35 protein-coding genes are annotated in these 25,449 nt (G+C 38.6%); 1 reads left to right on the top strand and 34 read right to left on the bottom strand.

Translation table 11 applies throughout. The annotated features are described in order from the left end of the window. Positions 1–123: 123 nt before the first annotated feature. A complete protein-coding gene (locus ACT89M_RS07920) occupies positions 124–729 on the top strand; it encodes a hypothetical protein (RefSeq protein ID WP_154887229.1) in 606 nt (201 codons plus the stop codon). A 65-nt stretch (positions 730–794) separates the two neighbouring features. Here the strand turns inward: ACT89M_RS07920 and ACT89M_RS07915 are convergent, their stop codons facing one another. From ACT89M_RS07915 to ACT89M_RS07750, 34 genes are all read right to left on the bottom strand, one after another. Beyond that, on the bottom strand, positions 795–1,274 hold the full coding sequence (locus ACT89M_RS07915; protein WP_154887231.1) for a hypothetical protein: 480 nt from the start codon (positions 1,272–1,274) through the stop codon (positions 795–797). Positions 1,275–1,360: 86 nt separating this feature from the next. Further along, a complete protein-coding gene (locus ACT89M_RS07910) occupies positions 1,361–1,924 on the bottom strand; it encodes a hypothetical protein (RefSeq protein ID WP_308722214.1) in 564 nt (187 codons plus the stop codon). A gap of 34 nt (positions 1,925–1,958) precedes the next feature. Further along, positions 1,959–2,615, bottom strand: coding sequence for a hypothetical protein (locus tag ACT89M_RS07905; RefSeq protein WP_308722215.1), 657 nt, complete (start codon positions 2,613–2,615; stop codon positions 1,959–1,961). A 336-nt stretch (positions 2,616–2,951) separates the two neighbouring features. After that, a complete protein-coding gene (locus tag ACT89M_RS07900; RefSeq protein WP_308722216.1) occupies positions 2,952–3,326 on the bottom strand; it encodes a pentapeptide repeat-containing protein in 375 nt (124 codons plus the stop codon). Between the two features lie 16 nt (positions 3,327–3,342). Further along, the gene (locus tag ACT89M_RS07895; RefSeq protein ID WP_154887241.1) at positions 3,343–3,651 is read right to left on the bottom strand and encodes a hypothetical protein; all 309 of its coding nucleotides are present in this window, start codon (positions 3,649–3,651) and stop codon (positions 3,343–3,345) included. A gap of 29 nt (positions 3,652–3,680) precedes the next feature. Further along, on the bottom strand, positions 3,681–3,812 hold the full coding sequence (locus ACT89M_RS07890; protein ID WP_276539739.1) for a hypothetical protein: 132 nt from the start codon (positions 3,810–3,812) through the stop codon (positions 3,681–3,683). Between the two features lie 19 nt (positions 3,813–3,831). Continuing rightward, positions 3,832–4,359: a hypothetical protein gene (locus ACT89M_RS07885; protein WP_487345167.1), complete on the bottom strand. Its 528-nt coding sequence runs from the start codon at positions 4,357–4,359 to the stop codon at positions 3,832–3,834. A gap of 70 nt (positions 4,360–4,429) precedes the next feature. After that, complete coding sequence (locus ACT89M_RS07880; RefSeq protein WP_308722218.1) at positions 4,430–4,690, bottom strand: CDI toxin immunity protein; 261 nt, start codon at positions 4,688–4,690, stop codon at positions 4,430–4,432. 22 nt (positions 4,691–4,712) lie between these two features. Continuing rightward, positions 4,713–5,300, bottom strand: a complete 588-nt coding sequence (locus tag ACT89M_RS07875) for a GNAT family N-acetyltransferase (protein ID WP_154982848.1) — start codon at positions 5,298–5,300, stop codon at positions 4,713–4,715. 35 nt (positions 5,301–5,335) lie between these two features. Next, entirely contained in the window at positions 5,336–6,091 is a 756-nt protein-coding gene (locus ACT89M_RS07870; RefSeq protein ID WP_308722219.1) for a hypothetical protein, read from the bottom strand. 146 nt (positions 6,092–6,237) lie between these two features. Then, positions 6,238–6,813, bottom strand: coding sequence for a dihydrofolate reductase family protein (locus ACT89M_RS07865; protein WP_308722220.1), 576 nt, complete (start codon positions 6,811–6,813; stop codon positions 6,238–6,240). Between the two features lie 140 nt (positions 6,814–6,953). Beyond that, positions 6,954–7,415, bottom strand: a complete 462-nt coding sequence (locus ACT89M_RS07860) for an SRPBCC family protein (protein ID WP_308722221.1) — start codon at positions 7,413–7,415, stop codon at positions 6,954–6,956. Positions 7,416–7,499: 84 nt separating this feature from the next. After that, complete coding sequence (locus ACT89M_RS07855; protein ID WP_341181781.1) at positions 7,500–7,805, bottom strand: DUF2834 domain-containing protein; 306 nt, start codon at positions 7,803–7,805, stop codon at positions 7,500–7,502. 94 nt (positions 7,806–7,899) lie between these two features. Continuing rightward, a complete protein-coding gene (locus tag ACT89M_RS07850) occupies positions 7,900–8,223 on the bottom strand; it encodes a hypothetical protein (RefSeq protein WP_341181780.1) in 324 nt (107 codons plus the stop codon). A gap of 35 nt (positions 8,224–8,258) precedes the next feature. Further along, positions 8,259–8,840: a DJ-1/PfpI family protein gene (locus ACT89M_RS07845; RefSeq protein WP_341181779.1), complete on the bottom strand. Its 582-nt coding sequence runs from the start codon at positions 8,838–8,840 to the stop codon at positions 8,259–8,261. A gap of 115 nt (positions 8,841–8,955) precedes the next feature. Further along, entirely contained in the window at positions 8,956–9,450 is a 495-nt protein-coding gene (locus ACT89M_RS07840; RefSeq protein ID WP_341181778.1) for a GNAT family N-acetyltransferase, read from the bottom strand. A gap of 69 nt (positions 9,451–9,519) precedes the next feature. Beyond that, the gene (locus ACT89M_RS07835) at positions 9,520–9,939 is read right to left on the bottom strand and encodes a DUF7674 family protein (protein WP_487345166.1); all 420 of its coding nucleotides are present in this window, start codon (positions 9,937–9,939) and stop codon (positions 9,520–9,522) included. Then, positions 9,932–10,351: a hypothetical protein gene (locus tag ACT89M_RS07830; protein WP_341181776.1), complete on the bottom strand. Its 420-nt coding sequence runs from the start codon at positions 10,349–10,351 to the stop codon at positions 9,932–9,934. The genes ACT89M_RS07835 and ACT89M_RS07830 overlap by 8 nt, the downstream gene beginning before the upstream one ends. A 16-nt stretch (positions 10,352–10,367) precedes the next feature. Continuing rightward, a complete protein-coding gene (locus tag ACT89M_RS07825; RefSeq protein ID WP_487345165.1) occupies positions 10,368–11,135 on the bottom strand; it encodes a nucleotidyltransferase domain-containing protein in 768 nt (255 codons plus the stop codon). A 73-nt stretch (positions 11,136–11,208) separates the two neighbouring features. Then, positions 11,209–11,631, bottom strand: a complete 423-nt coding sequence (locus tag ACT89M_RS07820; protein ID WP_308722230.1) for a GNAT family N-acetyltransferase — start codon at positions 11,629–11,631, stop codon at positions 11,209–11,211. A gap of 45 nt (positions 11,632–11,676) precedes the next feature. Beyond that, the gene (locus tag ACT89M_RS07815; protein WP_487345164.1) at positions 11,677–12,171 is read right to left on the bottom strand and encodes a hypothetical protein; all 495 of its coding nucleotides are present in this window, start codon (positions 12,169–12,171) and stop codon (positions 11,677–11,679) included. 54 nt (positions 12,172–12,225) lie between these two features. Continuing rightward, positions 12,226–12,717, bottom strand: coding sequence for an NUDIX hydrolase (locus tag ACT89M_RS07810; RefSeq protein WP_154887270.1), 492 nt, complete (start codon positions 12,715–12,717; stop codon positions 12,226–12,228). A gap of 274 nt (positions 12,718–12,991) precedes the next feature. Beyond that, the gene (locus ACT89M_RS07805; protein ID WP_487345163.1) at positions 12,992–13,861 is read right to left on the bottom strand and encodes a GNAT family N-acetyltransferase; all 870 of its coding nucleotides are present in this window, start codon (positions 13,859–13,861) and stop codon (positions 12,992–12,994) included. Between the two features lie 510 nt (positions 13,862–14,371). Then, positions 14,372–15,139 (bottom strand): GNAT family N-acetyltransferase, encoded by a 768-nt coding sequence (locus ACT89M_RS07800; RefSeq protein WP_464680434.1) that lies wholly within the window; start codon positions 15,137–15,139, stop codon positions 14,372–14,374. A gap of 172 nt (positions 15,140–15,311) precedes the next feature. Next, positions 15,312–15,923, bottom strand: a complete 612-nt coding sequence (locus ACT89M_RS07795) for an alpha/beta hydrolase (RefSeq protein ID WP_154887276.1) — start codon at positions 15,921–15,923, stop codon at positions 15,312–15,314. A 170-nt stretch (positions 15,924–16,093) separates the two neighbouring features. Further along, positions 16,094–16,804 carry a P-loop NTPase fold protein gene (locus ACT89M_RS07790; protein ID WP_487345162.1) on the bottom strand — a complete coding sequence of 237 codons (711 nt, stop codon included), beginning with the start codon at positions 16,802–16,804 and terminating at the stop codon, positions 16,094–16,096. Between the two features lie 124 nt (positions 16,805–16,928). Beyond that, the gene (locus tag ACT89M_RS07785; RefSeq protein WP_154887280.1) at positions 16,929–17,681 is read right to left on the bottom strand and encodes a restriction endonuclease; all 753 of its coding nucleotides are present in this window, start codon (positions 17,679–17,681) and stop codon (positions 16,929–16,931) included. Positions 17,682–17,860: 179 nt separating this feature from the next. Then, positions 17,861–18,256 (bottom strand): contact-dependent growth inhibition system immunity protein, encoded by a 396-nt coding sequence (locus ACT89M_RS07780; protein ID WP_253495351.1) that lies wholly within the window; start codon positions 18,254–18,256, stop codon positions 17,861–17,863. Positions 18,257–18,417: 161 nt separating this feature from the next. Beyond that, on the bottom strand, positions 18,418–18,987 hold the full coding sequence (locus ACT89M_RS07775) for a DUF1643 domain-containing protein (RefSeq protein ID WP_487345160.1): 570 nt from the start codon (positions 18,985–18,987) through the stop codon (positions 18,418–18,420). A 138-nt stretch (positions 18,988–19,125) separates the two neighbouring features. Further along, positions 19,126–19,947 (bottom strand): hypothetical protein, encoded by an 822-nt coding sequence (locus tag ACT89M_RS07770; RefSeq protein ID WP_487345161.1) that lies wholly within the window; start codon positions 19,945–19,947, stop codon positions 19,126–19,128. Positions 19,948–20,150: 203 nt separating this feature from the next. Next, positions 20,151–20,720: a DUF1643 domain-containing protein gene (locus ACT89M_RS07765; protein ID WP_487345160.1), complete on the bottom strand. Its 570-nt coding sequence runs from the start codon at positions 20,718–20,720 to the stop codon at positions 20,151–20,153. Between the two features lie 103 nt (positions 20,721–20,823). Further along, a complete protein-coding gene (locus tag ACT89M_RS07760) occupies positions 20,824–21,330 on the bottom strand; it encodes a DUF1643 domain-containing protein (protein WP_487345159.1) in 507 nt (168 codons plus the stop codon). A gap of 172 nt (positions 21,331–21,502) precedes the next feature. After that, a complete protein-coding gene (locus ACT89M_RS07755) occupies positions 21,503–22,612 on the bottom strand; it encodes a tyrosine-type recombinase/integrase (protein ID WP_341181771.1) in 1,110 nt (369 codons plus the stop codon). Positions 22,613–22,746: 134 nt separating this feature from the next. Next, on the bottom strand, positions 22,747–24,789 hold the full coding sequence (locus ACT89M_RS07750; protein WP_487345158.1) for a B12-binding domain-containing radical SAM protein: 2,043 nt from the start codon (positions 24,787–24,789) through the stop codon (positions 22,747–22,749). Between the last annotated feature and the right edge of the window lie 660 nt (positions 24,790–25,449).

The raw sequence follows: 25,449 nt of genomic DNA, 5'->3' as shown, positions 1-25,449 counted from the left end.
CCTTTGGTTTCATCTCCAAAATCCATTCATCTATCGGTTCTTACTCCTATAAATAATTTGCAATAATTCTCATTTATGTAATAGTAGAAGTGGAGAAAAGAATATCTAAGAGAGGATAAGCTAATGTTTTCATTCCAAAAGAGATCTGTTCTAATATTCGTTGTATGTATAGTCGTCGTCACTGTATCGATTATCACATATATAAATGTTCAATCCAAACCGGATCAAACCGTCTATACCGTAGTCAATCTCCCGACCAACTCCATCACCTTCAGTGAAGTGGAAAAGCTCGATGCTTTTGCTGAATTAATCGTGATTGGATATGCAACAGACGGGTTTGCGGATCGTGAGCATGTCATAACTGCATTTGATGATGGAACCATGCAATCCTTCCACACTAATACCAACATCAAGATTGAGCAAATAGTAAAGAAACCTGAGGATTTCCCTTCAGATCTGACCGAATTGACAGTTATCGAACCTGTTAGCCTGGATGGGAATGTCAAGTACACGGCAAATGATTATGTAGAACTGCAGAAGGATGAACCAAGTGTGCTAATTTTGCTGAGAAACTCCTATGGTGACTTCGGTTTGATTAATGATAACTCGGGAAAATTCAGCTTGGAAGGCGTAAGTCCATATCGCTTACCCGAATCCTCCACATCACAACAATTATCCGATTACCAAATCTTTTGGGATGCAGTTATGAAAAAATACCACCTGGAATAGGATTCAGCCCCAACATTGGGGCTTTTTCGTTTGAATTTATACTTAAAAGGCTGTCACGGCAAATTTTACAATCGTTTATCTCGATCATATTCCGTCAATTTCTTTTCAATGAACGCCCATGCGCTGTTCAGATCACGGTGTACCCAATCAATGTCGTCAATAGGCTCGTCACTATATTCTCCCAAAATCAAAGTTCGTATTGCCTCTTCCGATTGCTTGCCTACAACAAGTGCTTCTGGGAAAGGAATTCTCCCAGACTTGGCTTTACCGATATCAAAAACACGCTCGATCAGATCGCCCCATTCGTAGACCAGCTCACTAAAGTCCAAAATCAAACCGTCTGGTTCCCAGGCTTCCACTGCTGCTTCTCCGATGGCACACATATAAATAGCATCTGAATTCCCAGATGAACCAAAACCATACTCACCCATGAATTTCAAGATCATGATGCTACAGTAATTAACGGCTTGGGAATCTCCCATATGCACTTCATATTTCAAATCACTAAGCTCTTCCAGCTTTAATTGCTTGGTTACAATGTCCATAATACCCTCCATATATAGCTACTTACATCCTCCATCCACCTCATGACAAGGCACATCAGATCGCTGAACTCAATCATGATGAGTTGCTATTTTTCCATATAATTGTAAACATTAAAATCATTATACTTCACATAAAACCCTTCCTTAATAAGCTTCTGTTGTTCCTCCTCAATTCCAAAGGAAAATGCTGCACCTGGACCAAGTCCTGTTTGACTTACTGCGATTTCTTTCCCATTTGTCTCGTACAATTTCACATTTGTATCCGTATAAGTTTGAATTCCCTCTTCAGTAAAGTATCCATTATATATAAATACTCCCGAAGGATTGTTCATATTAAAGGTCGCTCTAAACGAAAAATGAATATCATTACCTTTGTTTACCACATCCAGTAGCAGAGTCGAGTTGTGAATCTCGGCTGCTTGGATATCTTTTTTCATGGGTTTATCGACATTAAAATTAATCCATTCGGGTTTCACAAAAATTTCAAGAGGAATATGTTCTGATCTCAGCGTGACGGTATACCCATCTTGGTTCAAAACCTTCTCTGTTATTGCCTCGCTTGTGGAGTCCGACTTGTAATACTGATAAATAAATATTGCGGCTACAATCAGGATAACCGTTGAAAGTACTGCCCATCTTCTGTTATTCATATCTGTTCTTTTCCTTTTCGATGCTTAACTAAGACTATATGCTCATCCCTTCAGCCATTTGAATTAAAGTTGCTGCGGACTGCTGCTGCCCGATCAGTTCATACTGTAGCGCTTTTCCGCTGCTTCCAACCTCAATCCAGATCAACCGGTCCATTCCGTGATTCGAAAAATAAAATGCTTCTGCGCCCCGAACGCGTAGCGGTTTCACCTGAGACAATTCATCCTCGGACAGGTAAACTCGGCTTTTCGTTGTCCCAAAAATGTGAAGGGTCAGTGCCCCTTCTCCTTGATACTGGATTCGGATACCTACAAGTTTGTTGTTTGGATGCAAATCGCGGATCACGACCTGCTGTCCTGTGATTCTGCTCTCTTCAGCCATAGCTTCAATCTCATCCGGTGTCAGATTATCGAATCCATAATAGACCTGAATGCTCTCAACCCCCGCATGGGCCGGAAACTGCGGTTGCCACTCCGTCAGCGTTTCATTCAACTGCTCCAGTCCGTGCTCCCATTCAACGGCAGCATAATTCGTCTGCTGGGTGAATTGGTGCTCTCCAGCATTTGCAATGTAGATGGCCTTTCCATCACCGGGTTTCAGAGTACGTATAATTTGATCTACGACGTAATCACTTTCCTGTGCTTCCATCTGAATTCTACCAAGAAAATCACCATTTTGATTATTAATATCCAACCATGATCACCCCTCAGATTTGATATGTATCAATCATCCAGGTCAGTGTACCTGCCACCTATTGAATTACATACGAGTCTCAGTCACACTATCCCGACTTCTTTTACACCCAATTATCTAATATTTATTCAAACATCTCTTCATGACGTTGCCCCGGTTCACTCATCATGTAATCATCGTTCACAATAAAAATATGACATTTCTTCTCTATCTTACCTTATGAAGAAACCCCGCGACAATGAATCGCGGGGCTCATGTTTGACATCACAGTTGTATGGCTGAGATGTCAGCATAGATGTGACTGTTTTAAAAGATGACATACATGGTTCAGTTTTTTTATTCCCCCACCATTTCTTTTAAATCCTCAATTGTATTTTCACTTGAGTATTGAGTATTCTTAAGAAAAACAATTCCATCAATTTGGGCATTCTTAAACGTACAAGCATCAATACTATTATCAATAAACTCCGAATGAGATAAATCAGTTTCACTAAATATCGAAGCTTTAATGTTCGAATGAATAAATTTCGCATGTCTAAAAGTTGAGCCAGTAAAGTCTAATGACAATATACACTCTTCAAAAATCACATCGTCAAAATTAAAATAATGAATATCTCCATATTCCGTTACTTCGACTTTTTTTAAATGCTTTGTTCCTGAACGTACGAGATCTTTTAATGTTTTGATTGTCATTTCAGTTTCTATGATCATCCTGGATGACTCCTCTTTATTTCATTTCACTTATCGTTCCTTTGGCAATGGTCTTATTCGTTTTTAGTGAGAAACTGTTGCCGGGTTCCAATAGATGATTCGGCACTTCTTCTGAATTGTGGAATAGATAATACAGATCAGCCCTAGCTTCCCTATGTTCATCCGGTTGACTATGTAACTTCACGACAGCACTCCAGAGCCCGAATTGCAAATCTGGATCAACATCAAAAACGATAGGTGCCGAAAAGTCCTCCGTAATTGCTGCCTTCTGTCCGCCTTCTGCCTCGCTCAAAAAATACAAGCTAACAACCGCTACTTTCTTCACTGAAGACCACTTCCAATGTATTAGATTAATTAAAGCTCGATATATACCTCTTGTTTTTCCTCTTCGTTGTGAATCCGCCGAAATTCATACTGCTCTATTCCACCTATATTAATGCCAGAGAGAAAAGTTGGATCGAAAAACAGCACTTGTTCATTCTTCAACAATAACTTTTCTTTATACTCAGTAAGAAATCGACCTATAATATAATTCGTCGTTGATCATGAAACTCTTAAATCTTATGTTCTCAAGATCTATAACATTCGTAGCTTCCCTTGAATGAAAAACAATCACATTGAAATATTCCAGCAAGAAGTTAAACATAAATTGATACAAAGCTTGGATCATGACTTTCGTACAATCTGAATTACATTTCATATCCAAATCATATAACTCTACAACACCAAAAGGAGGCATAACATCCTCATAATCAAAATCATCATTCGATGTATCTGTTACATAACTATTTTTGATCCATGCGATCTTTGGTGAATGCTCCTGATATAAATCAATCACTTTACATTGAAAAGACAAGTTATCATTATATTGGACATGTATATGTGCAATATTTTCACTTTCTCCTTGTGTGACATTAATATGATGATTGACCACTAGTGCTTTGATTTCTGGAGACAAGTATTCCACATCTTTAAAGCTAAAATCTTTTTCTTCGAGAAATGTACTTACTCGCAATATTTCCCCTCCCAACATCCTTGATCCTCATTTTTACCACCCTCATTCTTTCTTTTGCATCACTCTTACGATTCCATCATGGAAGATTTCAATAACCTGCCTCTCTTCTCGATAGATCCATATATCGATTTCCAGATGTATTGTCATCCATTTCCTCATACGCTTTGTATGAATCCCATTCTATTCGACCATATAAATTGATTTTAAATTCCGCTTCAAATAACTTATATATTTCTTTTGACTGTTCATCGGTCATAACAATCACATCACTACCTAACGCTGCCAAACATTCTTCAAACAACACACTTGTTTCTCTTTCCTTATTTTTCAGTTTGTTTCTTCTCAGCAATGTCTGAAGCCTTCTTTTTCTATCAAATGACAAAGTTATCTTCCACTCTTTTCGCTGAATTCTCGTTTATGATCGAATACATTTTGAGGTCTTCGAATTTCCCTTTAATGAATATATGCTTTCTATAAAGCCCTTCAAACTCCATGCCTGATTTCTCCATGACTCTTGAAGAACCCGTATTCGCTGATATACATCTAGCTTCAATTCGAACCAAGTCCATATGTTCAAAACCAAATTGGATTATTTTCTCCACACACTCCGTCATATAACCTTGTCCCCAATAATCTCTTGACAATGCGTATCCAATCTCAGCTTTGTGGTGATTAATATCCCAGCCTACATAGTCGCAAGTTCCGATGATCTTGCCTGTCTTTTTATCGTGTATCCCCCATGGGCTAATCTGGCTTTTATTATATTTATCTATGATGAAATCAACAAAATTCTCGGTATCCTCTATTTTCATATGTGGATGCCATGTTGTATATTTGGATACTTCCGGGTCACTACAGTAAGAATAGATATCCTGCACATCATTCTTTTCAATTTTTCTAAGTATCGTTCTCGAAGTCTCAAGCACAGGTAAATCGTTGTAAACATCTTCAATCTTCATTTTCCACACCTCCGGTTTGTTGTTTGACTTTAATGCTAATCAATCATTTCGCTTTCGATTAATTGATATTGGTTATCAAATTCTTTACCGTTATTCAATCCATCAATTAACTGGAGAAGTCCATCCTTTCCCACCACTTTGAACCAACGGGTAACTTCGTAACATGCCAAGTTATAGTTAATCCAAGCCTCTTGGGTTCCATAATTATTAAATGCATCATGTGATCCCAGTGTTTGATAATCAATAGGCTTCTCGCCATTATTCGTATGTTCTTTCCATACGTCTTCGTTGTTGGCATATCGACCGTCTATCATGGTTGCCAGACCTTCATCAAACCAAGCAGGAACTTTGTCTTTATTATCTAATCTTTCTCTCAACTCTGCATGCGTGAACTCATGTGATATTACATTTTCATTTAATCCCTTCGGTCCTATAACTATATAATTCTTCCATGGATAATAGTACGTTTGACCCGTTATATTTTCCGCATATTTATTTAATGCACTCTGACTTAATGCAACTATTACATAGGGAGAAGCAACTCTACTGCCGAATATATTAATCACTTTATCTTCTGATGATCTGACAAACTCAAGCAGTTGAGTTTTCACGTCGCTCCCGGCGTCAGCTTCTATGAATACATTTTTTTCGATTTGTTCCATGGCTGAATAATCCACTAACACAGCATTCACAGGTTTTGCGTAGACTTTTAGAGAAACCGCTATAGTTGAAAATAGGAACAATACCATGATCAATCCAGCAATCTTGAATTTGCTTTTAAATAGCTTCATATGATCTCCATCCTCTTCGTGATTCTATGTAATTACGTTCTTGTGAATAATTCTAATACGAAATGACCCAGCTTTAGATCATTTTATCTTAGACTGGGTGTGTGTGATGGGATTCTCTCCCTTTATTCTACTTTAAGATGATCCCTTCATTTTATCGCCCGATAAAAGAGACCTAGAGCACCGGAATCAAAGGTTTTATTTTCAATAAGTTGAAGATTGATCTTCTGGTTGAGACCTTGGAATAACGGTAATCCACTTCCGATTAAAACGGGAGACACCGTAATTTTATATTCATCTATTAAATCAAGCTGCATAAGGTAGTGTGCGAACCTTGGACTACCGAGTATGACCATATCCTCACCTGGTTGTTGTTTGAGATTTTTGATCTCTTCTTCAATATTTTCTTTTACCAATCTGGAATTGTTCCACTCGACGTCGTTCAGCGTTGTTGAAAAAACAATTTTGGCGGTCTTCTCAATCCACTCGGCATGCTCCCGTTCATGCTGAGAAGCTGATGCGTCCGAACGTACAGACGGCCAGTAACCGTGCATCATCTGATACGTCCCACGTCCCCAAATGACCGTGTCAACAGTGCTCAGAACCTCTTTTGCGTGTTTCTCCAAATCGGCATCATAAGAAACCCAGCCAATATCCATCTCACCATTTGGTCCTTCTACATAACCGTCAAGCGACGAATGCAGAAATAAAACGAGTTTTCTCATCTTCACTTCTCCTTGTTTATGAGGGATATCTCCGCTAAATCTGAACTGAACTTGGGCATGATTCATCTTGTTTTCTCATATGGTTTGCTAACCACAAATGAAATATACGACGATTCCATAACGATGTATATCACGTTCTTCTATTTAATCTTCATCTCTATTAATAATTTCAACTGTTGATTTCGATGCATGAGGAAACGCTTCATATAAGACTTTAATATAAGTCTTTCGGTAACCCAGCCTATAATTCCAAACGGAGCAACCATAGTAAGCCGATCTTTCATGAGTGTCTTGCCGTTTTGTCCTTCAAAAATATGCTCATGTCGCAAGCTTTTAAACGCACCTTTCAGCATTTCATCTACAAAATAATAAGGGGCTTGGTATGCTGAGATTCTTGACGTTAACTTTTGCCTAATCCAAAAATGTCTAGCCTCGAAGGTTACCGTATCTTCATGATTTATTTTTCCCGAAGTAATTCCTGCGACAGCTTTCTCTTTCGTATGTTTCCACACCGTTTGTGTATGAACATCAATATCTCTAGCCATATCAAAACATAACTCTATTGGAGCATCGATTAGAATCTCTGTCTCAACTATAACCACTCCACAATCACCTCAACAAATACTCAAATCACCAATTCAATTAAGTTGCGGGACTCCTTCACTTACCTAAAGATCAATTCTAGTTTATCTATTCTTCATTTTTTCCATATGAATTTCACGCAATAATAAAAATAATGGTAGTCCGAATGAAACCCCAACGGTTAATGTTCCAATGATCGGTAACCACATATGCTTTACTCCAATTCGCTTTCCTTCATATATGATAAATCCAATCAAAACAACTGCTGATACTAACACATCCACCCAAGCAAACTCGCTAATTCGATTCTGTCTTGCTTCACTCAATAGCATTGTTAGATTGAATCCGTTTTCACCAATCCAAGGAATAAACGACATGTAAGGTAATATTATTCCTAAGATGGTTAACACCCCGAAGAAATACTTCAACCTCTCACCTCATTAATATATTATGTCCACCTAAATTCACATACTGGAAATGACTATCGTGCACCTTGGGAGCGTTCTAGAATGCCCACCTATGATCCTCTGGCAAACACTCATCACAGAGTAATCGATCATCGACAACCGCTCCGTTGTTTAGTTCATCTATATGATCCGGTTTTTCTCTGTCGGTTACCCACGAATTACATTTCGAACACCTTCCACAGTTCATACCCTCTGAATCAAGTAATATAGTAGAACTACTCTCCCATTTTAATTTTAGATTTTGCCTGACTGTAATTTCATTTTCAAGTTCTGGAATCAAATTGTCGCCAATTTCTTTGTATTCTTCATCACTCAGATCAATTAAATAAGCAACCTTAACAAGATACGTTTTCTTATTCATTTCCTTCCCCCATTGATTTGCCCTCTTCGAAAAAACTAAACCTCAATGATTCCTACTGCAGTGTAGGGATAATCAATTTGCTTCTTTACTACATCTGCCTCTTCTTGGCCTATAAACAATTCAATTAAATATAGTCCCAAATCAATCGATGTTGCTACGCCTCCAGCAGTGATCACGTTTCCATCTTTAACGATTCTCGTTTTAACTACTTCTTTACAGTAAGGCTGAAGTAATTCATATACATTCGGATGGGTTGTGGCTATCTTGTCCTTTAAGAAACCGGCAGCCCCTAACAAAAGTGAACCCGTACAAACCGAGATTTTGTAACTTACAGATTCGGCAGTTCGAATCCAATCTACAAATTCATTATCTTCTTTTAGTTTTCTAGTCCCCATGCCTCCTGGAACAAAAACAAGGTCATATTGAGATAAATCAGGTTTTATGACATTCACCTTTACGCTCATCCCAAGTTCATCCGTCACTTCCTCAGTCAATCCACAGATGTCCCATGTCGTTCCTTTGGTTTGGTCAAATAAGTTCAATCGATAGATAACGTCATAGAAACCAACAAAATCAAGAAATGTTACTCCATTGAATAAAATAAAGGCCATCTTCATAGAATCATTCCTCTCCAATCGCCTGCAGTAGAGGATGGAGATCTCTCCCTCTCACTCGATTTAATCAATCACAGGCTCCATAAAGTTTTCATCAGGATTTGCAACCTAAAGGTCTTCACCTATGTAATTCAAGTCTACATCCTGTTTTATCTTCAAACTTGCCAGCTTCAAAAATAAAGTCATTCACTTTTTTAAATCCGTTCTTCTCAAGGACCTTTAACGAGCCTTTATTGCTCGCCAAACAAGCACTTCTAAGAATTTGAAGATCCAATTCATGAAATGCAAAGGCAATAGCCTTTTGGGCTGAGATTGTACCTATGCCTCGGTTCCAGAAAGGAACTGCAATCCAGTAATCCAACTCTGCTGTTTTCTCAGTTAGGTCCACAGCATTTATAGACATGACACCCGCAAATTGATCATCCGATAAAATAGTAAATACATAAGATATCCCTTGTTCACGTCTAGCCATCACCATGTTCACCCATGATTCTCCTGCTCCGTCTGGATAAGGATAGGGAACATTGCTTGTCTCTGAAATTTCAGGGTAACTTGCGTATTGCTGTACATATTCAGCATCACAAGGTAAGACAAAGCGAAGCGTGACTTTCATAAGAATCATCTCCTTTTCGGGCTTTTGAATGATTCTAGGGTTGCTTCAAAATCACCAACATCCAGAAAATTATGATTGTTCCTTAATCGGTCCTCCTATGTATGGAGTCTTCCCATTCCAATAATCAATTACATGATTCCACCATCGTTTTGATTCTGGTTTTAAACATTTTTCAATTTCACTATACTCAATTTTCTTATCCGATAATTGGTTCTGTAATGATTCCAGAATACCGACTGTAGCAAATTCTTTAACAAATGAATCTCCATTCGTATGAAGCTCTTCAATGACTTCGAATAGTGCATCGAATTCATCCGTGTTTTTACGTTGATAACACTCAATAACATGTTTGACGAAGTCACTTATATCGACATAGATCAATCTCGCTTCCCCAAGTTCATAGTTCTCTTGGATGTACCGTTCATATCTATCCTTATAGGAGGGCACGGCTATTAATAACCTGTCCATGATTTCTTCTTTTTCAATCATTGTCGTATTCACCTTCGTTCCAGGTTCGCATCTCTCTAACATAGGGTGTGACTGCAAAACAATCTTCCAGATCGCTCTCATCTTGAGACCAGTAATTAATGGTATGGATATGTAACTCATAATCTTTACGTAGATTTTGTTTTATTCTATTCCATAGTTTGTGACCATCCATTCCTTTTCCTTCGGAAAGGTAGTCATCCAATGAAGAGATCATAATGATCATCAGTGTAAATTTCTCATTGTCGTTTAATTGATGATTCTCGTAATACGTAATAAATTCATCTAATCTCGATGCATCAGCCGACGTATACTCCCAGTCCTGTGAAAATGGAGTGAGTGGCGGCAGATTCAACTTTTGTATGAGACTTTCCATGGATGCTTGTTCAACATATTTAGGAGTAGCCTCCTTCATCTGTCCCACCTCACCTTCATTTTGATTTTCTGAAAGCAGCCATTGTATGTAAGGCATTCTCGAAATAGCGATATACTTCCTCTGCATTTCTTAGAAACTCTTCAACAGGTACATGACTACTATCCAAGTAACAAGCATACAGATATTCAACTAAAGCAGGATCAATCTCGCAATAGTTTAATATAGCATTTTTCATCTTAGTCATGTCGTCTTCCCATACCCCTGTATCTTCTATAATCAATGAATATAATGCACGAAGTAATCTCTTCGAGTAACCTTTAGTATATCTAGTTTTCATCGCGTCATCACTAGCATTAGAAAGTGAACGATGTACACGATCCACTTCCTCCTTGGTATCTCTATTTAAGTCTATGATGAATTCTGGAGAGATAATGATCGGGGGTACTTTTTCACCAATGTCCTCCCCATGTATGCAAACACAAATGATTTTAACCCAAAAACCCCAATCATTCGGCCTACTTAATACATCATCCATCGAGCAAATGATTGTATCCATCTTAGTGACAAACGGGTATTCTTCCAAAAGCTTATCCTTGATATTCGACAATCTTTCGTAATCAATATCTTCGGGTTTTGCACATACAATCGTAAAGTCTGCATCTGACTTATAAGGTTGAGCCGTTCCTTTGGGAATCGAGCCACACATATAAATGCTATGAATCTTATCTTTGAATTCGTTCAGGATATGCTCTACATACGTATCAACCAAATCCTTATATTCACTTTGTATGGTGATTTGATTTATAACTTTTTCTAATATCATATGAATTCCTCCTAAACTAAGAACTTCTTTCAGCTATGTGTCCGGTGAATTTCTCTTGCTTGACATGCCTCTACTATGGTTTCTTTAAGTATTGGATCATTCCTGCACCATAACTTTCATTGGGTCTCTCCATGAATCCAAATTTCTTATAAAAATCCTCTTTACCTTTTGCCGACATGAGTCCGACTGAACTTCCTGGCGGATACGTACTTGTAATATACTCCATCAGTTCCGCCATTATTTTATTGCCTAAACCTAGCCTTTGATAGGAAGGTAACACGATAATATCTTGTATGTAAAAAGTAAACCCACCGTCGCCCACGATTCTTCCATATCCTATCGTCTGCTCCTCAACCTCTATACAGATGGAATATAAAGTGTTCTTTAATCCACGTTCGATGGCCTCTATATTATCAGGATTACCCCAACCCACGATCTCCCTCAGATTCATATAATCTTCTACACTAATTTGTTTTTTGAGTATTTGTACTTCCATTGAAATCACCTCCGCTAAATTTATGTTGAGATTCCCTGCAATCCTCTACTGCACTTTGAATTCTTTGGATTCACTCGATAACCTCATTTTCTTTTGTTTGCCATCATTATTCATCATAAATTCGACATTCGTTTTAACTTTGTAATTGCCTGGCTGGTGGATAACGAATTCATAATATTCCTTACTTCTTTGTTTTTGTCCATTATTTCTATATTCTTCACCAGAACGAATCTCCACCTGATAGCCAATAGCGTGTTCTAATAACACATTTCCGTTTGGAAGGATTCTTTCGCCATCTTCATTATAAATCTCATAACTGAACATACCTGATCCATGAGATATCTCCACTGCCTTTTTTGATGAATTTTTCAAATACCCTACGAATTGAAAAGTTTCGTTGACCTTAATATTTGCAATTTCATCTACGCCAACCTGAAAGATGGAGTCAGGAGGATCTTTTTCTTTTTCATTATTGGGCGAACAGGCAGGCAAAATTAAAAATAAGATCAAGATCATTATTTTTACATTTAATTTTATCATTAGATACATTCACCTCAGTAGCCAAGCGTGACATTTTTATGCGATGTTGCCTGTTTAGATTTGCTTTCCAAATCTGTGTTTTAAATAGTACTTCAACCCAGCACGATCTACATCTGAAAACTGTTTTTGATCTTCTATCATCATGTTATAGACTTCTTCAACATTTTCCCATCTGATATTTGTAGTTTCATCTCCTACTTCTAAGAGATTGCCATCAACCTTACATATAAAATACATCCCCATAGAATCAACTGGACCTTTTATTGTTTGATATACACAATAAGGTTCTAGACACTCAACTTCAAAATCGGGATTAATCCCACGTGTATCTATACGCTTTTGACTACCTTCCACTTCAATAACAGTCAAACCTGTTTCTTCGAAAACTTCTCGCCTCAGACCATCTAATATGGATTCGAATAATTCTAATCTTCCACCTGGCAATTCTAATGATTCCTCATTCTTTTTATTTCGGGTCTGTATGATTATTTCCGTATTATCGTCTCCTTTACGTTCGACAATTGCTCTTGCATTAACATAGAACATCAAGCATTCTCCTTTTTTATGTCGATCTCTAGTGATACTACAGTAGCTTCGCATAACATCCCTGTATTAAAAAATGACCCAACCATAGATAGCTCTTATCTTAGGCTGGATCGTTTGTTGTCTGAGCTTCCTTTCATGATTAGCATCTGACAATCAAGGGTGATAACCCTGTAGCATGAATACTAGGTTATAGGATTTCAGCGTTTTCTTTGATACTTTGATATACCATAAAGATTTTTTAGTTGGTAACTCGTTCTTTTCCTATCGTAATCAACTAAAGGTTATCCATAGGAATCACATAATAAAGAGATTCGGCAGACACATCGAATCCTATGGACTGATACAGACTTAATGCGCGTCTATTTTGAGTAACTACACTCAAGCGGATTGGAGAGTACTCTTGATTTTGCAAGAACTTAACTACCTTCGAAAGAATGTCACGGCCATACCCTCTCCCCTGAAATGCAGGAAGCACACAAAAATCATGGATAATCGCAGTATTCGTATGAAGACAATTCACTCTAATCATGCCTAAGGGTGTCAGACGGTCCATAGCAATATACGTAATACGTGATGACTCTTTAGTATGGCTCAGATATTCCCTAGTCCAAGACTCGGAATCTCCAAAAGCCTCAGACAAACACGTAATCATAAACTCTAAGTCCTGTTCTTCAGCCAATCGCAGATTAACGTCCCCAACACATAATTCTCTATCTTCTATCCCCTTGAAGGTCATAGAGAATTCAGATGAACTAAAGCTAGCACCTAAATGTGTTATACAATTAATACCTGACTCAGAGTTTGATGGAATTCTGAAACGACAAGTACGGATACCCTGCATTTGCATCTCCGCCGTTGCCCTTTGAAGTAATTTCCGAAAAACACCAGAACGGCGAGATTGCGGATGAACCATACTATTAATATTAGCTTCAATCCCATCTGAGGAATACCAACTTAGAAAACCGACTAACTGATCTTCCTGTTGGCAAAGAAAAGCATGATCTCCATCTATCTCTTTAAGGCTTTCGATCCCCACCCTCAAACTTGAGTTATCGTATATCTTGCATAACTCTTCTAGCATTCTAATTTGATTGATCTTTTCATTTGAAAAGTCATTCATTTTTGCAATTTGATATTCTTGCACTGGTTGCCCTCATCAAGAAAGAAACACGCAGTTTATGGACGAGTAGGCGCTATCCCTCTAATTTCTGTCCGACTATTCATGATTACCAATTGTACCGCCTCCTTGACAAGCTATGTATACATTATTAATTTTATCAAGAGAATAATCAATATTTTTAGGATAATTAAGTGCTTTGCAATTTTGCTACTCATTTGAGAATATTAATATCAATAGGTGTTTAATTGATGTTAATATTTACGATGATTTCCTATAACGTTGTTGTATTCATGAACCCGAAAGGTTAAAAGGAGCAATAGCGAATGGGCGCTCCGCCACTTAGCCTTGCAGGAGTGCCTGCCGGAATCGACTTCTTCGAAAATCCTCGCGCAAACCAAGGAGCAATAGCGACGCGGCGTAGATATATTGTTACACGATGTATCCGCCTTCTTTGAAGCACCTACAATTATTTTCTTTGCAACACTCAACTACCGCCGTCCTGTTATCTTAACGCAGTCCCCGTAGTGTGACTGTTTATATGGAATACACTTCGTATTCTTTTTCCAATTTGTAACCTAATTTTTCTGCAAGAGCAACTGACTCTATATTGGCTGCCTCCCAGTTTGGGTGAATATTTCGACTTAGGCACTCAAGAATCAATCTTGATGCGCAAGCTAGTGCCAAACCTTGGCGTCTGTACAAGGGATGTGTCCCAATTGTAACTTCAATACACCCTTCATGATAAGTATAAGAAGAAGCACCGGTAATAATCTGATTATCCTTGAGGATAACAAATCCAATTCCATGCTGCACAAATTCTTCTATGGAAGAGAAGAAACAACAACAATCTGCCATAAAGGGATCTTGCAGTACCATTGGGTAAATATGTTCATCTATGGGTACGATTTTGAATGCAGTATCTATCATTTTTATGTTCTCTTCTAATTGTTCTACTTGGAAATTCGATTCTTTCTTAAAGGAATACCGGTTAAACTTTTGGAATGAATCCGAGTAATGTTGAGATAAAAGGGATATCCAAGAAAACTCATTCGTAATTATGATTTTCCCCCTGCATTCTTCAAGAACAAACCGCAATGGAACATCTACTTCTTTCAAAGCTTCGACACTTCCAAGTAAAAATGCGAAATCTCCTGCAACAATTACGGAGTACGTGGGCTCCTTCTTGCTGTCAATCCATGCCCTTCCTATATTTCCTTCTATACTCGCAAAAAGAACTGTATTACTTATACCGCTGCATAAAAAGCGAACAGTCTCGAGCTCATTTTTCTCTAATTCTAACACCAATTATTCCTCCCTTTGCGGCTATTTCTTATAACGTTCCTGTATTCATGAACCCCGAAGGGGTTATCTGCTGAAATCCCTCTTCGAAATGCTTCTCGCAAACCAAGACTCCGAAGGAGACGCAACTAGAATTATTATGTTATACGAAGTTACTCTTTAATTTATTGAATAATTATTGTCCCAAAAAATCTTTATAGATTTTTACAAGCTTTTTCAAAATTTCAATACTTTCTTCGACTTCGTTTGTTTCTAAAGAATGATTAGCATTAGCGATTTTAACAATTTCATTTTCTTCGTTGATTTTGCTTGCCAACTCTTCACTAAATGCTTGATCTTTTGTTCCGTATATGACTGCTCCATTGAACTTATTGACGTAGCGAATAGTATCTTTAATAGGTGTTAAAAATAGGTGTTTAATTGGCATATCAAGTTTCTCATGAACTTCCCCAGCTATTATTGTTCCTAGACTCTTACTAATAAAAACAATTTGATTATATTTATTTACTACTTGCTTAATCGACTCATGAATTTCTTCTACCACTCTTTGTACATCATCATGATCCAGTTCGGCTCGCGCAGCTTGATAACCATACTCTAATATCAGAAGGTCAAAACCACTTTGAATAGCGGAAGTTCCTGCGAAATGCAAGGTAGGCTTGTGACATGGATAATTTTGTCCAGGAAATAGAACAACTAATTTTTTATTTCCCTCATGAACTTGATAGTGTTTTTGTTTCATTTCGGTTCCCCAAAATGAAGGTACATTTAAAATCTCTAATTTCATTTTTCACTATCCTTTCTGGTTTTGGATTATTTCGTATAACGTTGTTGCATTCCTGAAGTTGATTCCCTTAGATAGCTCTTATCTTAGGGAAATCAATGTGTCGCCTGAACCTCTTCCTCGAAACGCCTCTGGCGACCAAGGGGCGAATGCCCCGCAGTAGGAATGTGATGTTAGATGATTTTATCAGACAGCATTGAATTAGCTCTCAAAAATTCTTTAGTTCTTTCATTATATTCCTCCCATAAATAATCTTTGTTTTCAATAATTAATTTTGGTATCTTCCATTCTTCAATCAATGACTTAATAAATTCTTGATTCGGTTTCCAATCTCTTTCAGCTTCATCTAATCCTTCTTGAGTATGTAAAGAAGCTATCCATTCTACACCTCTTACCTTACCAATTATTTCCCAATTTCTTCTAACATTTAATTGATAGATATAAACGAGAATAGGATTCATGTTTCTTAATATATCTACTAATTTACTAAATAGTTCTTCAATCTTTAGCCGGTCCATTCCCCTGTTATATGCAAAACTTAATGTATCTTGAAATAATACACTTTCGATTATAATAACTTCCGATTTATTTTTATGGGATTCTACAAAACTATTAAACAGTTCAACTACTCGATTAAAATAATACTCTGCCTCCTCTTTATCTTTTAAGGTCGTAAATTTACGCCCCCATATAAATAGTGGGTGATTTTCAGTTAATTCATGATAAAATATATTGTTTATTTCTTGCTTATCCAACTCTTTAGATATCATTTCCGAAAGCGTTGACTTCCCAGATCCCGGTATTCCATCTACTATGATTAGTTTATGAGTCATTATATATTTTTCCTTCTTTCTGATAATTTCACCTAACGTTCCTGTATTCATGAACCCCTAAGGGGTTGTCTGCTGAATCTGCTTCCCTGTCTAGTGCTTCTCGCAGACCGAGGAACCGACAGGTTCCGATGCGTGAATATAATGTTATGTGCTGTTACTGCCTACATTGAAATACTCAATAATCAGTCAAATAATCTCTTTTAAGATGATCAGTATTTATGTTTTGAAATTCAAATTCTGTTTCATCATAAGTAGATGTTACTAATAGATATTCAAACTTTTGAATTTTTGAAAATTCAATAACTGCCATTAGCTGGTGTTGACGAATCCCTCTCACACCACAATTTGCGTGGTAAAAATGCTTATCTCGAAAATTCTCTGCTGTTTTCTTTGAAATAAAAATGGGAATACGTTGTTGCTTTTGTTTATCTAAAAAAGAAACATAATTCCCAGTATTTTCTCCTTCACCATTTAACATCATTAATGCCCAAAAGGGTTCGCCAACAACATTTTCATCAGGTAAAAAAATATATGAAATTTGTTTAGACAAGATATCAGTTAATTTGGGCAACTCTTCATCCATTAACAAAGTAATCCCTTTGTTTTTTGCAGCAATTCTCGCTCCTTCCTGAAACCCAGAAGGTGCGATCATGACCCCTTGCATCGGAGCTACAGATTCTAATTTGCATGCAAAATCATGTACTTCTTTTCGTTCGATTGGTCTAGTGTGATTTTTACATTCTATTGCCACACGGTGTGGTACCCCGGCTTTAATAAATTCATAGTATACATCAAATTGATTTTTCTGCCCGTCATTACCAGTTATAACTACATCTTTAGTGATTAGTGCATTTTTCTCTTCCATCTTCAAAAGACTTGAATAGACATAATGAATGTATTCTTCAAGAAGCTTTCCTTTATTAATCATGTTTGATTCCCACTCTCAATATATTTGCAGTAATTGCACATAACGTTCCTGTATTCACGAACCCCAACGGGGTTGTCTGCTGAAAATCCCTCTCCGAAATCCATCCAGCAGACCCAGGCTCCATCGGAGCCGAAGCGTGAATATATTGTTATGTGGAGTACCGGGCTTCTTGAATCTACTTATAAATGATCGTTTCTGTATTTTCTTATGTGTTCTTCTAATGTCTCTCTTGCTTCTTCATATGTTCTAATCACTTCATCCACTTCGTTCTTTAATTCTTTATGTTCTTTCCAATATTCTTTCCCTACTCTGAGAACCGAACAAAATAAATCGCCTGTATACAATTCCCCTGATCTTAATGGGTTATCTATTAATCTCTCTAACGCTAGAGGTAAAAGAAAAGTTAGACTCATTTGTTGCCCGATCAATAGTCTTAAATCTTCATCACTCAATTCGCAAAGAGGTTTCTTTCTTAATTTATGCACTTGAATCACTAATGAGGAAGCAAAATTCGGTTCTCCCCAATATTTATCTTCAAGCTCTTCAAGGGTTTTGGTTAGATCCATTTGATGCATCGTTTCACCCTCTCGAATAACTAGTTTCTGGTATTTCACATAACGTTCCTGTATTCATGAACCCCAACGGGGTTGTCTGCTGAAATCCCTCTCCGAAATCCTTCCCGCAGACCAAGGCTCCATAGAGCCGCTGCTTGAATATTATGTTATGGGTAGTACCATTACTCCAGAGGATAATCACTCAATATAAATTGGTTTATCCTACTTGGATGTCTCCCTATACGCCCTTCATTATCAATGAATCCTTTAATTTCTATATTAGTTTTCTTTAATAGATTCCTTATGTATGCTTTTCTTTTGGTGTATTTTGATTTTTCAATTCCCCAACCAATAATGATTAAGTCAGTATCTGCTATAGAACTTTCAATATATTGATCATTTAATTCACCTACGGCCTCTGAATTGTTCGATAAAGCAGAAGGGTCTGTTGAAATAAATGCATATAAGTTTACTATCCTAAGTGTCCCAAAATCATTATCTATTAGAAAATTCATCAATTTACAAACACTCACATCAGTTTTTAATTCATCTGCAAAGCTCGGATTAATCATAATCACAGTCGCTTTTTTCTTCTCATTGTCCCAAACTCTCTCAAGCAAGTATCTGTGCCTTTTGTCTTTTGAAAAAATCACTTTTGATTGTATTTTAGCTTCTTGAATTATTGTCATATAATTTCGTTCCTTTCTATAAAACTTCTTTAGTGGTATTTCCCATAACGTTCCTGTATTCACGACCCGACGCATGTCGGGTGTCTGGCGAATGCCGGACCTAGGGCGTATGCCCGCAGCGTGAATATTATGTTATACGATGGAATCACTCTTCTCGATATACTCGCATAATTAATTCTTTATTATTATTCAAACAACTTATTATTGAGAAAAATATTCTATTAAAGTTTTAAGTATCTTCCCCGCACTTCCATCGTTAATGTATGAATCCACTATCGTAACAGTGGCGGAGGTTGTAGCAAGTACACTATTAAACACATTAGAAATTTTCAATTTAAGAGAATTAGGTACACTACTATGTTCTCTTGTATTCAGGTGTTCTATCAATTCATTCATTACTTCGACTATTTCCTCAGACTGTGATTCCAATATGTTAGGCATTATGTCCTGTACATCTTTTTTTGTCACTTCTTCAAATTTACCTGCATTTAAAGCTATCGTTAAATCAAAGGTATCATGATAGTTAGTCTTTCTATTCATATTGAAATCGCCATCATATTTTTCAAAATCAATTGCCATACTGAATAAAGATCTTTCAGTCGTATGAATTAGTATTGATGCCTCCCTTGTAGTTGAATTAACATAGAAATCAAATATTCCAGGATTCTCATAGGAAAATCCTTGTTTATATACAGTAGGCTTTGGACCGAATTTTATTAATTTAGGTATGTAGCCTTCTGGTCCTGTTACACATATAAGAAATCCTTCTGGGACTCCATAGTCGTCTATGAATCTAATTTTATTTTCAGTGGTTCTATAACAACTTGTTTCTCGTCCTTTTGGCTTTTCTTGGATTGTTACTCTCTGATCAGTAATGGTTATAGGAAACATCGGGTTATTAAGCTTCTTAGAGGGACTTTTGATTGTTTCATACGTCCAATTGATGTATTGTCCTGTTGCAAAGTAAACCTTTAAGTCTGCATGTTTATTTATTTTTTGGACTAGCACAAAATTGTGATACATACTACACCTCCATAAATATTCTATGTATGTGAATTAATTTTCTTTAACCATTATCTTTGATTTTTTGTTTGATTCTGTCGTATAACGTTCCTGTATTCATGAACCCCAACGGGGTTGTCTGCTGAAATCCCTCTCCGAAATCCTTCCCGCAGACCAAGGCTCCATAGAGCCGCTGCTTGAATATTATGTTATGGGTAGTACCATTACTCCAGAGGATAATCACTCAATATAAATTGGTTTATCCTACTTGGATGTCTCCCTATACGCCCTTCATTATCAATGAATCCTTTAATTTCTATATTAGTTTTCTTTAATAGATTCCTTATGTATGCTTTTCTTTTGGTGTATTTTGATTTTTCAATTCCCCAACCAATAATGATTAAGTCAGTATCTGCTATAGAACTTTCAATATATTGATCATTTAATTCACCTACGGCCTCTGAATTGTTCGATAAAGCAGAAGGGTCTGTTGAAATAAATGCATATAAGTTTACTATCCTAAGTGTCCCAAAATCATTATCTATTAGAAAATTCATCAATTTACAAACACTCACATCAGTTTTTAATTCATCTGCAAAGCTCGGATTAATCATAATCACAGTCGCTTTTTTCTTCTCATTGTCCCAAACTCTCTCAAGCAAGTATCTGTGCCTTTTGTCTTTTGAAAAAATCACTTTTGATTGTATTTTAGCTTCTTGAATTATTGTCATATAATTTCGTTCCTTTCTATAAAACTTCTTTAGTGGTATTTCCCATAACGTTCCTGTATTCATGAACCCCAACGGGGTTGTCTGCTGAAATCCCTCTCCGAAATCCTTCCCGCAGACCAAGGCTCCATAGAGCCGCTGCTTGAATATTATGTTATGGGTAGTACCATTACTCCAGAGGATAATCACTCAATATAAATTGGTTTATCCTACTTGGATGTCTCCCTATACGCCCTTCATTATCAATGAATCCTTTAATTTCTATATTAGTTTTCTTTAATAGATTCCTTATGTATGCTTTTCTTTTGGTGTATTTTGATTTTTCAATTCCCCAACCAATAATGATTAAGTCAGTATCTGCTATAGAACTTTCAATATATTGATCATTTAATTCACCTACGGCCTCTGAATTGTTCGATAAAGCAGAAGGGTCTGTTGAAATAAATGCATATAAGTTTACTATCCTAAGTGTCCCAAAATCATTATCTATTAGAAAATTCATCAATTTACAAACACTCACATCAGTTTTTAATTCATCTGCAAAGCTCGGATTAATCATAATCACAGTCGCTTTTTTCTTCTCATTGTCCCAAACTCTCTCAAGCAAGTATCTGTGCCTTTTGTCTTTTGAAAAAATCACTTTTGATTGTATTTTAGCTTCTTGAATTATTGTCATATAATTTCGTTCCTTTCTATAAAACTTCTTTAGTGGTATTTCCCATAACATCTAATTTATGTACTTCGTAAATACCACACATTCAACGTAATATATGAACTACGTATATGATAACCTACGGGGCGATATATGCGAAGAAAAATTTGGTGAAAAAGGGAGAAGTTTGAGATAATCAATCTCCCATGTCCATCCGATCCAGTGGGCTCTGAATACGCTGAATATTTTTCGTGCTAACATGCGTATATCTTTGCGTTGTTTGTGCACTCGTATGACCAAGAAGCTCCTGAATATAGCGCAGGTCTGTTCCGTTTTCCAACAGATGTGTAGCGAAAGAGTGCCGCAAAGCATGGATGCTACACTTTTTTACAATATCCGCTCGTTGTCTAGCTTCTTCAAAAACCTTTTGTACACTGCGCTCCGTAAGATGTCGATCTGATGATTGTCCCGGAAACAACCAACGCTCGGGTTTATATTCGGCGATGTACTTCTGTACAATCTCCCAAGCAAGATGAGAGAGAAGAGTTCTCCGATCCTTTTGACCCTTTCCCTGCCTTACGATAATCGTCTGACGATCAATATCCAGATCACTATAGCGTAGACGAACGACTTCGCCGACACGAAGCCCTGCCGAATAAGTGAGATACAGGATTGTCTTATGCTTGAGATTAGTCACAGCTTTCAGCAATAGGGTAACTTCTTTTTCGGACATAACATTGGGCAGCTTCACCTGCTTTTTGGGACGTATATATTGAAACTCAGCAGGATGAAGTAACACATGTTTACAATAAAATCGGATCGCACTAATCGTCTGATTCACACTGGAATGGGAGACTCCTCGCTCAAGTAAATCCAAACAATATGCCTGAACATGAGATGTATGGATTTCTGTATCCATCTGAGGAAGACTGGCCACAAATCGTTCTATCTGATTGCAGTATGCTTTAATCGTTTTGCGACTGTATCCTCTTAACTTCAAAGCTTGCTGCAATTCCTCCCTCTTCCATTGTGTTTGCTCTCCACTTAACTTCCAGTTCCTTAAAAGCTCACTCTCTACCCACAACTCCGGGGAAATCTCTACATCTAGCGCATCAAAGTGCTTTGTAAACTCCTGAAGAGATGCGTCTGAGTAGGGAATGATCCAGCGTTTTGCATCAGTCTCCCACCTTCTCCCTGTTACCTGACGAATGCGCTGAATGTGCACCGTATTATATGGAATTTGCACATATAATGTATCAGCATAACCTTTGGTTAGTATGATGGAGGCTTCTGTTCGGTTGTTCATACGACATTCTCCTTCAGCTTAATTGGATATATGAGTTCTATTGAATTTGGAAAATAAAAAAAAAGGAAGATCATCTTCATCCCGTAAGGAAATCCAATGATCTTCCGATGCTTTCGGAAATATGGTCGCTGCACCTACATGGCAGCGGCTTCTTCTCCCAGCGGCAGCGTGTAATACTGCGCCTGCTGGTCTTCGTGCTGCTGGTATACGACAACCAGCAGCGTCTGGCCTTTCGCGGCAAGCGGGCTGGCGCCAGCTAGCACACGCTCAAGCCGGAACGGAAGCACGTCCAGTACGGCGTGCTTCTGCAGTTCCTTTTCGCCGAGTCCCAGATCGGCGAAAGCACGGGCACCCATGACCGTCTGTGCGGTCATGGCCGAGGTCATTGGCAACGCACGCGAAGCGTTGCCGTGCCCCAGGTCCGCCGCTCCATCCGCGGCGGACCCCACCGCGTCGCGCGCTGCAAGCGACGCAGCATCCCCGGCGTGGCTGCCGATCACACCCGCCGCATCTGCGGCAGTGTCCTCTCCGGCAGCCGCCGAAGTTCCCGCAGCGGCCGCTCCACTCGCGCCGCTGCTTTCCAGCCATGCCGAGCCAGAGGCACCGGCAACACGTGGCAATCGAACGTCTTCTGGACGTTCAGCCAACGTTTTCATATAGCCCGCCCATTGATCTTTCTGGAGCACATCGTCCCACCAGATTTTACGCGGCTTGTACTTATGACCCAGGAAATAATCCAGCTTCATCAGACCAAGCACAATATCCATGTGTGGTGTGTTCCGTGACTCCAGGAAGCTGTGCAGACGAGTGAACAAATCCTCTAGCTGATGCCCAATCTTCTGCCAGCCCTGACCCTCCCAGTAATCGCCAAAGGCCTGGAAGAAATCAAACGGTGAATCAAACTCCTGCTCCATCAGATACTTCAGCGTATGATCCATCCGGTGCGCATTCCAGTATTTCTCCAGCACATCCTCCAGGCGTTTCAGGCGAACGATGTCGCTAAACGGCAACACGTCACTGCCCAAAATCTCATACGGTGCGTGATCCATATACGTATAATTGTACTTCTCTGCATCCAGACGAAGTCCCGTACCACGAAGCATTTTGAGGAATCCGAGCTGTAACTCTTCCGGCCCCAAAGCAAACACATCATTAAACGTCTTGCGGAACGTATTATAATCTTCCTCCGGTAGTCCCGCGATCAGATCCAAATGCTGGTCGATCTTGCCGCTGGCTTTGACTTTATTCACCGTACGACTCAGCTTGGCGAAGTTCTGGCGGCGTTTCACCAGTTCATTCGTTGGATCATTCGTGGATTGCACCCCGATTTCGAAGCGGAACGTACCCGGCGGCGCATTCTCTGCAAGATAATCAAGTACCTCGGGACGCATAATGTCAGCCGTAATTTCAAACTGAAACACCGTTCCCTGATGATTCTCGATCAAAAATTTAAACATCTCCATTGCATAATCCCGTTTAATGTTAAACGTCCGGTCCACAAACTTGATCAGCTTCGCACCCTTCTCGATCAGGTACAGAATGTCCGATTTCGTCCGCTCGATATCGTAATACCGCACGCCGACTTCAATACTGGAAAGACAGAACTGACAACTAAACGGACAGCCCCGGCTGGTCTCAAAATAAACAACCCGCTTCCCGAGATCCGGGATATCCTCTTCAAATCGATGCGGCGAAGGCAGATCATTCAAATCCGCTTTCGGGCGTCCTGGCATGAGAATAACCTCTTCCCCTTTGCGATACGCCAGTCCATAGACAAAATGAAACTTCTTGCTGCCTTCAAGCTCCGTCAAGAGCTGATGCAGCGTCTCTTCCCCTTCACCCATGACGATAAAATCGACATTGGGAATCTGGTTCATCCAATATTCGGTGTCGTAGGACACCTCCGGCCCGCCGAGCAAAATTTTCACGTCAGGCATAACCTTTTTCAAATTATCGATCACCTTAATCGTCTCTTCAATGTTCCAGATGTAACACGAAAACCCAATCACATCCGCCCCGCGCTGGTAAAGATCGGACACAATATTCATGACCGGGTCTTTGATCGTATACTCCGCGAGCTCAATATCAAAATCCTTCTCACTGTACGCCTTCAAACACCGCAGCGCCAGCGAGGTATGGATGTACTTTGCATTCAAAGTCGACAAAATTACCTTCATGGTTCACAACCTTTGCCTGGACACCCAGACCACATATTTTTTGGGAAAAGTAAAGCTCCACAGCCATCCTTCCCCGGATGCTGTTCAGACAAACCTCTACGCAACTCCGAGCCTTATTTATCGCCACACTTGCACAAATCCACATCGAAAACCGCGCAAGTACACACACGCTTCAACGCGCCAACACACTCGCAGGACTTATAAACAAGATCTACTAGCAAGGTCTACTAACAAGATCTATTAACCAGTCCGTATGCTATAACCGTCCGCGCCTCATAAACAAATTCCTATTTTGTCTTTCAAAGAGTGGACACCTCTTTTAAAAACACATACACTCTCCGCCCGAATATAGACACAATATATAGACTTGAATTTCATTAAAACAACTATATACTGTGTCAACACTCGTTAACAACTTTTAACGTCCATGTCCACCCTTTGAAAGACATTCTCGCCCATATTGTCTACTCTGAAAGGACACAATTCATGAGAGACATGTATTACTTTTTGAATTCGATTCTATTCTGAGCTTGGCTCTGATCCTGTTACTGGTTCTAATTCTTGTTCTGTCCTGTTCTTGATCCGGTTGTGGTTCTTCTTGTGTTCCTTCTTCTAATTATGCTTCCGGTTCCGCTTCTGATCTAGTTTCAGCTTCTGAAC

The organism is Paenibacillus sp. NN59, assembly GCF_057597225.1.
This window is presented reverse-complemented; position numbering and strand designations above follow the sequence as displayed.